This is a genomic window from Parahaemophilus parainfluenzae, from assembly GCF_001053575.1.
In the GTDB taxonomy this organism is placed as follows: Bacteria; Pseudomonadota; Gammaproteobacteria; order Enterobacterales; family Pasteurellaceae; genus Haemophilus_D; species Haemophilus_D parainfluenzae_S.
Genome location: NZ_JVSL01000037.1, coordinates 144,543 through 154,570, shown reverse-complemented (window position 1 = coordinate 154,570; position 10,028 = coordinate 144,543). Strand labels below are relative to the sequence as shown.

The 10,028-nt window shown below is 37.5% G+C and carries 4 protein-coding genes; 1 reads left to right on the top strand and 3 read right to left on the bottom strand.

Features of this window, described 5'->3' with window-relative positions:
• From AC979_RS08245 to imm45, 3 genes are all read right to left on the bottom strand, one after another.
• Positions 1-6,392 (bottom strand): hemagglutinin repeat-containing protein (locus AC979_RS08245; protein ID WP_049373794.1); only part of this gene is annotated, 6,392 nt, incomplete at its 3' end.
• Positions 6,393-6,462: 70 nt separating this feature from the next.
• The gene (locus tag AC979_RS08240; RefSeq protein ID WP_049373793.1) at positions 6,463-8,238 is read right to left on the bottom strand and encodes a ShlB/FhaC/HecB family hemolysin secretion/activation protein; all 1,776 of its coding nucleotides are present in this window, start codon (positions 8,236-8,238) and stop codon (positions 6,463-6,465) included.
• A gap of 182 nt (positions 8,239-8,420) precedes the next feature.
• Positions 8,421-8,762, bottom strand: coding sequence for an Imm45 family immunity protein (gene imm45 / locus AC979_RS08235; protein WP_049373792.1), 342 nt, complete (start codon positions 8,760-8,762; stop codon positions 8,421-8,423).
• Between the two features lie 565 nt (positions 8,763-9,327).
• On the opposite strand from imm45, the gene AC979_RS08225 reads away from it, so the two are divergent.
• The gene (locus AC979_RS08225; RefSeq protein WP_049373790.1) at positions 9,328-10,005 is read left to right on the top strand and encodes a helix-turn-helix transcriptional regulator; all 678 of its coding nucleotides are present in this window, start codon (positions 9,328-9,330) and stop codon (positions 10,003-10,005) included.
• Positions 10,006-10,028: the final 23 nt, after the last annotated feature.

Below are 10,028 nucleotides of genomic sequence, written 5' to 3'. Positions count from 1 at the left end.
CCAATAATATTGGCATCACCACCTGCATGAATCACTGTTTTACTTTGGCTATCACCTACATGGCTTGCGACATAAGTGGTTTCATCACCATTGCCATAGCCTTTTCCGTAATTACCACCTACTGTAATACCTGCAGCAACACCACTGCCAACTTTAATAGCAACTCCTGCATTAAAGCCAGAAGATTTATTGGTACTACGTTCTTGGTGGTTTTGTTCTGTGGCTTTAATATTGACTTGGTTATCTGCAATCAATGTTGTGCCTTGCTTACCTGAGATGTCTGAACCTTCAATATTAATGTTTGAATCCTTTCCAGCACCCGTTGCCACAATATTCACCTTGCCGCCCGCATTAACTTGAGATTGGGCTGCGGTTTTTCCTTCAGTATGAGTACGTGATTCGCTCTTTTGTTGGCCGTAAGTGATTTGCACCCCTACTACGGAATCCACATCGCTATTACTCATTGCTTTTTGAATAGAGTCGCCAGCTTTCATTACGCTATCAGCTGCCCGATAAGCATCAAAACCAGCATTAGCTGCTGCCATAGCATTCACACGACCATGCTTACTTTCACCTACTTGTCTAGTTGATTGCACTGCACCTTGTACTGCTTGAATAGCAGAAATAACAGGGGAGGTAATAGCAATAGTTAAACCTTTTTGCTCAAATTTTTGTTTGGTATTGGTTTCATATTTGTCATCTGCCGCTTTAATATCAGCTTTTTTCGCCAGAATATTCACATCGCCTTTAATGGCACTCACTGCACTCGCTGTTTGAGTATAAGTGTCTTTAGCAATCATCGTCGTATTGCCGTTTAAGCTGCCCACTTGGCTACTTTGTGCATAACGCTTCGTTTCGTCACTTTCTGTGGTTTGCTTTTGAGAACCAAAGGTAATACCAATACCACCACTAAGCGCTCCAGATCTTTTTTTGCTGTAATAATCATCGGAGTAAACTCGGTTCTCTGCCTCGTGTATATCAATATTATTTGCTTTAATAACCAATCCATTTTCAGCTACAGCATTTGAACCCTGAATATCGACATTACCATTATTCGAATGAATATAAATTTTATCTGCATCTAAGGTTGAGCCCTCTGCAATATCATAATTATGATTATGACGACGAGTTTCGCCTTTTGATTGGAATACACCATGCTTAGTCCATTTTGTTGCCTCTGATAAACGTTCTTGCTGACGACTTTCATGAATATTAATATCACCTTCTGAAAGCACGCTCATTGTGCCATTACTGACCGCAGAAGCCCCGCGCATTTCAATAGCATTTTTACCAACAAAACGAGCATCGCCTTCAATATTAAATTCTGACCCAATCTCATTATTCTGGTTGAGTTTATAATAGTTATTACTGTCTTTTACAAAATATTGTTTATTTTCAGTTTCTACCGTACCAACATTAAGCGTATTGCCAGCTTGAATATCCGCATTCCCTTTCACATTAATCTGTGCACCTTTGAAGGTAATATCTTCCGTGGCTTGTAATAACAACTGCCCTGGATTATTTTTCTCTCCTACATTAATTGCACCAACACGATTAATCGTTTTATGCTTAAAGTGTTCATTATCTGCTGTTTCAGAAAGTGTGCTGGAAATGTTGATATTTTTCGCATGACCAACCAAATTTTCTGTAGCGTTAAGTTCACCCCCTAAATTATCTAGGCGATTTTTCGCAAACAAATAAAGTTCTCTGCCTTGCAGTTTTCCACCCAAGTTTTCAATATTATTGGCACTTAAGTGGGTAAGGTTACGACCTGCAATCACACCACTATTTTTCATATCGCCTTGCGTATTGATAATCACATCATTTGCAGAAATCACTGCACCACGACTGTCAATATCCGTATTACGCCCAACAATATAAACTTGTGGTACCAATACCTCTGCTTTACTACCATCTTTGAGTGTAACTTCACGTTTAACCATCCACACCATATCAGATGTTAGTTCTTTCATCTGTTCTGATGTTAATGCTACGCCTGGAATCAAATTTAAACGCTTAGCATATTGTGCCCCATTATCCATCAGAGCTTTATATTGATCATAATCTGATAAATACCCATCAAGGAAACGTCTTCCTGTCAGCTTATTAACTTGCTCATTCACCAAGCGTTGCTCATAGAAACCATCACCTAAACGTTTAAGCAAATTTTGAGGATCATTGCGTAATTGCTTAAACATATAATCAGAACTTAGCCATTTTGATTTCTGTGTAAAACGTGGATCTGTTTCAACTAAAAACTGTCCTGATGCTGCTGGGTTAATTTTATAAAGACTTGCCTGTGGTAATGAAATATCCGGTAAGTGTGTTTTTATACCAAGATTATCTTTATTTTTTACCAAACCAGAGGTAAGCGCTGCTAAATCAACACGATTTGCATTGAGATCTGTTTTTAAAGGTGTTTTCTGTTCAAGAGATACTCCTTGAAAATCAGATTTACCATTAACAGTTGTCCCTGTTTTTTCGACAGGTTCACCAATTGTCAATAATTTCAAACCAAAACTAAAATCTTGGGTTGGATGAACATCAGTAAAATCTTTGTAATTGTGATAGTGGTAATATTTTTTTCTTTTTCTTCTGATATGTTTTTCTTGAACAAATTCACCTTGATCTGTGATATCAATATTACCGATTAAATCATCATTTTCTAACTTAGATTTTGAGCTACGCAACCGATCATTTGTCGATTGAGTAAAGACTTTATCATCCAGTAGCACTTTCTGTCCCACAAGAATTTGGCTCTGTTTATTATGAAGATCTTCTCCAGAAAGATGCAATTCCCCACCTATTAAGATTTTTGCTGGATCTTGATGTTCAATTGTAGAAGTTGTTGTTGTACGAGTATAATGCCATCTTTTCCAGCCTTCCCCCGCAATTCTCGAACCATCATTCAATTTAAGATAAGAATGGCGACTTCTGCTTCCATCATTGATATAGAAATAGCCATCTCTACCTCCACGGTAACGATGTGTATCACTTCCTAACGAATATTCATCAATTCGTTCTTTTTCTACTTTTTTACCTAATTTTAGGTGTAAATCTTGGTTTAAAAGATGATGTGTCTTAATCCAACCACTTCCTAAAGCTTCAATTGTCGCACTACCGTTATCAATACTATTTGCATAACCAGTAGCTTGATTATTTTCATTCAACTTCCCACCAATATAGATATCACCTAAACTCATAATAAGTGAATGATTACGGTTTACTAGATTACCAACACCTAAATCAAGTCTCTCGCGAGCAGCGATAGTCGCTGCTGTTCCGTCAGAGTTCTCAAGATTATTTAAATTATTTGCTTGAATGGCAAGATGACTACCATAAATACGTGCAGTACCGATATTATTGACATCATTGGCTTTAATCACTGTGGTGTCACCATCTATTAAACCAAAGTTATCCAGTTTATTGGCTTGAATGCGAGTGTTTATCGAGGAAATTTCTGCATTAGCATTATTTTGAATAGTCGCGCCTTCAACTGATGCTGAATTACCTACCACAAGGTTAGAATTATTAACAAAATCACCTTTTGTTTTAAAAGTAAGATTATTACCTACACCAAAGGCTTTATTAAGCGTAAAGCTATCATTTAACTCAATACCCAAATCACCTTTTGTTCTAATCGAACCTTCATCCGCTAATGTTTTGGCTTGTAATGTTGTGCCAATCACCGATTCAATTTTTCCTAGTGCATTATTTACAACCAAGGTTAAATCTGGATTTACAATATCAACTCGACCAGCCGATAAAATCTCACCTTGTTGGTTATCAAGAGATTGATTAACTGTAATATTTGCTGATTTTCCTGCATAAATACCACCAGATTGGTTTTCAATATGCTCTGCATTTATTACTAAATTAGTTGTTTGAATACCTTGAGTAGGGGTATCTTGTTTAGCTTTTGTATTTTTATTATTTACATTTGTAACATTTAACACTAAACGATTTGTTGCACTAACCAAAGAGCCTTTATCACCTTCAGACTGGTTATCCATCTTGGTCAAATTTAATGTTGCATTCACACTTTGAACAATGCCACCTTTGTTATTTAAATTTGTACCAGATAATGTTAAATCCTGAGATGAAATTACACCTTGTGCATTATTTATTGCAGCAGAAGAAATCGCTGCTGTTTTCGCTGAAATATCACCTTGTGTATTATTCAAATTTTGGGTTTGAATCGTTAAATCAGACTCTCCCTGAATCACTCCTTTAAGGTTATTTAAATCATTTGCAAGCAATGTCGCACGAGAAACAGATGAAATAATGCCATCTTGGTTGTGTAAATTTTCTGTCTTTAATGATAGTTCACCTTGGTTATAAACAATACCACGCTGATTATTAAATTGATTAACTGATAAATCTGCGCGATTTCCGACAATTAACTTCCCTTCCTCATTATTAACTTGCTGTGCAGCCAATAAAACCTGTCCACCTAACATTTCACCTTTTTGGTTATTCAAGGTTGAAGTACTAATATCAAGACTATTTTTTCCAAATAAATAACCAGATTGAGACTCTATATGTCCTGCATTTGTGTTAAGTTTCACACCTTGATTTGACCAAATCACACCTTGATTATTTTGAATTAATGGCGTTTGAACAGAAAGCGTACCTTCTGCGACAATTTTTCCTTCAGTATTGTCTAATCCCTTTTGTACATTTAATGCAAAAGCTTCGGCGCCACGTTGAATCCAACTGCCCTGATGATTATTAAGTTGAACACTATCCACCACAAAATGATCAGCATTCAAATGTGCATTTTCAGTTGAAATAAGATTTGGGTTGCTTAATGTTGTTTTTCCTTCGCTATATAGCGTTGTTTTATTCAGATTTAAAGCTGATTGAGCAGATTGGAGAGCGATGCGATCTCCACTTAATTGACTATCAGATAAATCAACCATTTCCGCTCTCACATTAATCTCACCACTCGCTAGATGTTTTGCTTTGGATGAAATGGTCTTTTCAGCTGAAAGAGTAAGATTTGCACCTTGTGCATGTTGAGTATCTAGAGAACGAATCTCACCTTGCGTAGTATCCTGTACCGTAACGCCAGCAGCAACTAAAGCACCACTTTTTACTTCAATATTTTTTGCCTGATACTGAATATCGCCCTTAGCAACAGTTTCACCGGTTTGAGTAACTTTATCCTTAGCTTGAACAAAGCTCCCCCCTTGATGTGAAACAATTGAACCATGCTGCTCTACTCGAGTTTGTGAGCGCAATGCAACATTCCCCTGTTTAGTTTCAACTTTACCTTTATTTTCAATAACCTTTTCTGCATTAAGATCAGCTTGGTGAGTTGCGCTAATTACCCCTTCATTAACAATACGTCCTTGACTATCAATCTTCACATCACCCGCTGATGCACCAATATGCCCCGCATTGCGTACACCAAGACCTTGGCCGTTATCCACTAAATGGATTTTTTCAGCATACATCCCACCTAATTGGCTCACATCCACACTGTAGCTTTGGTTTTCGCCTTGGGTATCGGAAGTGTGGTCGGTTTTATCGGTGATTTTATCGCCCACATACACAACTGAATCATTGGTGCGGTCAACGTTGTTTTTACCAGTGGTAACTTTAATGCCTTTCTTCGACCAAACACCACCATTGATTTCCGCTTTCTCAGCGATAATATCGGTGTAATCAGATTGGCTGTTATCCATCCCTTTTTGGCCAACAGTCACCTTACCGCCTTTTACGCGATAGCCTTTCAACTCACCATTTTCTACATCAGCTTTACCGGTTGTCAGCGTGGTACGTCCAGCATTAATCACACCACAACCATCACATTGGATACCGCTTGGGTTGGCAATCACCACATCTGCTTTTTTGCCTGCGACTTCTACATAACCTTTTAAACGGCTTGGATTCGCTGAATTGACCTCGTTAAGAATGACTTTCGCTTCACCGCGAGCAAGATTCGGGTTACCTTGCACCCATCCTGCCATTTGCGTTTGGGCTGCTTTGCGGGCATTGTTTAACACAGCGCCTTTTTCTGCCACATCAAATTGTGAATATTGGTTACGTGATACCCCACCTGCACTTGGTGTTTGAATATTTACCTGCGGTAAACCATTGCCGGTTTGAAGTACGGTAGGTTGTTGATTACCTGGTGCAGATTTATCAGCACGAATTGCCATATCTTCTGCATGAACAGAAGGCGATAAGAAGACAAAGCCTAATGCCAACATTAAGCTAAAATGAATAGGATTAAGTGAAAGTGCGGTTGAAAATAATCCTGTTTTTTCTTGTTCTGAGCTCACATTTTCACTTTGTGCTTTACCTTGAGATTTTGCCAGCTCAGATACCACGATAAGCTGGTTTAATACACGGCTAAAAATCACTTTATAATGACGTTTATTCATTTTTTAATTTCCTTTAAAGTTTTAAATTCTGTTTGGTTTTAATCAATTTATTCATCTAAAAGCGTGAGCATTAAAAACGGTAGCTCACATTAAATCCGGTTGTCACATGACTGGTTCTAAATCCTTCCGGTTTTTTAATTGGGACGCCCACAAAATAATCATAGTTAATGCCCCATAATTTACCGCGAAGTCCAATTGCACCACCCATTAAGCTATCACCAATTTGAAGCTCTTCTTGACTAGAATGCACCTTACCTCGGTCAATCCCTAAATAAAGCTCATGTCCTTTATTGGCAATATCCCAACCCAACTCATTTCGCCATAACCAACCTTTTTCACCAGAAAGTGATAGCTCGCCATCAAACCCTCGCACGGTATAACGACCACCAATACTCAATTTATCTTGTTGTGTTAAAGGTGTACCGTTCCATTGTCCACTCCAGCTGGTGTTAAAGCGGAAAGGTTGATTGCCGATAGTGAAAGGATAGGTAAAATCAATGCCTGCAGTAAAAATCTGCATGCGAGAAGTGCCTTCACCAAATTCCTCTTCCGGAGCAGGTAAGGCTTTATTCCCACCCGTACCACGTTTATAGTTCGCAAACAGTTGTAACACTGTTTCGCCAATGTATTGGGTGTGATTAAGTCCCACTTCCCAACCAGCGGTACGACGACGTTGCACTTCAATTTCGGTGTCATTGATGTAGTTATGCGATTTTTTCGTCCATAACGCGGCATTCACATAGGTTTTATGAAGACTTCCACGAGTTAATAAGCGACTTAAATTCGCTTTCATTTGTTGGCTTTCACCCGAATAGGTGTAAGACTCAAATGCGCCCGCTACCGTTTGGTGATAAGAATATTTTGAACCGGAAAGCGTTAAGAGATAGTTCTTCCAAGGAATGGAATAATAGAGACTGACATTTTTACTGCCATAATCGCCTTCCGCATCATCGCTATCACGTTTAAAGCTACGTGTACCACTGATATAGAACATATCATTAAGTGTTAGCACGTTATCCCAAGAAAACGTAGCTGAACCTTGTAAACGACCCGTAGCTTTACTGCCTGAATCATCTAATCCTAAGGTTAAATGAAAAGGTAAGCTTTGCTTATAAGCAATCACCACGTCTGTTTCACCTACTGCATCCGTTGGCACAAGCTCCATATTCGCATCAGCACTCGGTACACGTTTTAAGTTTTCTAAACCTTGTTCAATATTGCGAATATTTAATATATCCCCCTGCGCCATTGGCATGGCAAACCATAAGGTACCACGGGTGGCAAACGGAATCGCACTTTGGTCTTGTAATTGAATACGACCTACTTTACCCGGAATCACAGTGAGTACGAGCATACCTGAACGTAAATCCTGTGGCTCCACCACCACGCGTGTCGTGACATAACCAAAATCAATTAAACGATTTTGAATACGGCGAAGTAAGACATTAATCCCCTCCGAGCCAATACAAGCCGGCAGCGCAAAATCACGCTCAGCATAAACTGACTTTAATGCCCAAGAGAATCGGCTTGGTTGGATTAATTTAAGGGAAGAGGCTGATGAATTTTCTTCTTCAGCTTGATAATCGGTCAGCACCAATTGATTGATAGGAAAACATTGTGCTTCATTCTGTGGAAAGCCACGAGAGGCTTCTTTTTCACCCTCTAAACGCACATTCGCGGATTGCGTTTGCTGGGCTAAAATAGCCGCATCTTGTTCAGCTTGTTGCCTCTGTTGTTTGGCATCGATTTGTTTTTCTACATCTGCATTTGGTGAGCTTGGCGCCGCCAACGCGAAAGAGGAAATAAATAATAAACTAGAAAGAAAAGAGCGAGATAAGTTCTTCATTATACTTCAGAGATTAAGTTATTGATAAATCTGCGATATGATATCAAAACTTGTTTTAAAATTCTATAAACTCATATTCTCAATAAAAAAGTGCGGTCAGTTTTTAAGAGGTTTTAAAACTCTTTGAAAATTGACCACACTTTATATCCAACGATTTATTTTATGTAAGTTTAATCTAGACATTAGAATGGAAGTATTGAATCATTTTTTGATATAAAAACTTTGTCACACTCTTTGTTTAGATATAAATAATCATATATGTTTTTTTCTATCCAATTCTTATCTAAAGAATAAATCGCATCTTTTTTAAAAGCTTCTTTAGGAAAGATGAACGCTATTTTTCCAGCCTTATAACCAGATATAGATAGCAACCCTAGCGGTCTATCAACATCCTCTGTTTCAAAGATGATAAAGTCCACGACTCGATCTGTGTAATAATTCTCCCCCTTATTCTGGATAAAAACTCTAAATATATCTCCAGACCATAACAATTCATCTTCATATTCTTCTAATAAATAAAACATTGTCATACCTTAATCATCTCATTCTTGCATCATCAGTAAGCCATTAATATTTATTATCACCTAAAGAATATATTAATAAAAATAAAACAAATAGAGAGCCCCATATTTTTAAACTAAAAAACAAATGCTCCTTACTTACAAAAAAATCACTCTGATCAACATTCCCCGTGATAAACCACGCATTTATATAAAAAATAAGTTGTAGAATGATAGTCATCAAAAAAGATCTTTTTAAAATGAGTAATAAATATCTCATGCCTACTTCTCCTTTTATTTTAATTCATCATGTGCTTTAGTAATCATCTCGTATGTAATAATCCTTAATAATGAGGATACAAGCTTTAGCATTTCTTACAAGATTCACTTGAAGTGTCTTAAAGATAAAAATCCCAACACCAAAGAATATCACAGAAGTATTGTCTAACCACATCCCATTAAGCATTATGGGATTCACTTAAAGTAAAACACCATAGATAACCTGCCGTTTTTTACAATATATTTGCTATAAAAAATAAGCGGTTATAGAATACCTATAGCAAGCTGAAATTAATGAGATTAAGTTGGTATGAATAACGTACAAAAGAAATATTTTATTGGCCTAACCCATTTTTTGGGAAATGTTCTCGGCCCTAAATACGAAGTCGTATTTCATTCTTTTGATAAGAATAAGGCTCATATGGAAGCCATTGCGAATAGCCACGTTAGCGGGAGGACCCTTTCCTCTCCACTTAGTTCTTTTGGTTCTAGTTTGTTGCAGGATAAAGTGTATTTAGATAAGGATTTTGTCTTTAACTACAAAGCGGTGGCTGATTCCGAAAAGGTCATTCGAGGTGCAACTTATTTCATTAAAAATGGGGATAAATTAGAAGGCATCCTTTGTATTAATCATGATACCTCTGAGTTGGTTGATGTGATGACCAAATTAATTTCATTAGAAAATCTTGGAAACTTCGTCAATATTTTAGGTATTGATGCGGCCTTTGCCGAAGTGGAAGAAGCTGAAATAATTAATAAAGAAAAACTCGAAAACTCCATCGAAGATATCCTTTGTGAATACCTTGATTTCACCCTATTACATTCCGATAAACCACTCAGCTTAAGACAACGGGAAAATGCCATTAAAGTCTTATTTTATAAGGGTATTTTCAATATCAAAGGCGCCATTCCGATGGTCGCCAAATATTTAAAAATCTCAGAACCTAGCGTATATCGCTATCTTAAAGCGATCAAAGGAAAAGCATAAAAAAGTGCGGTTGAAATTAACCG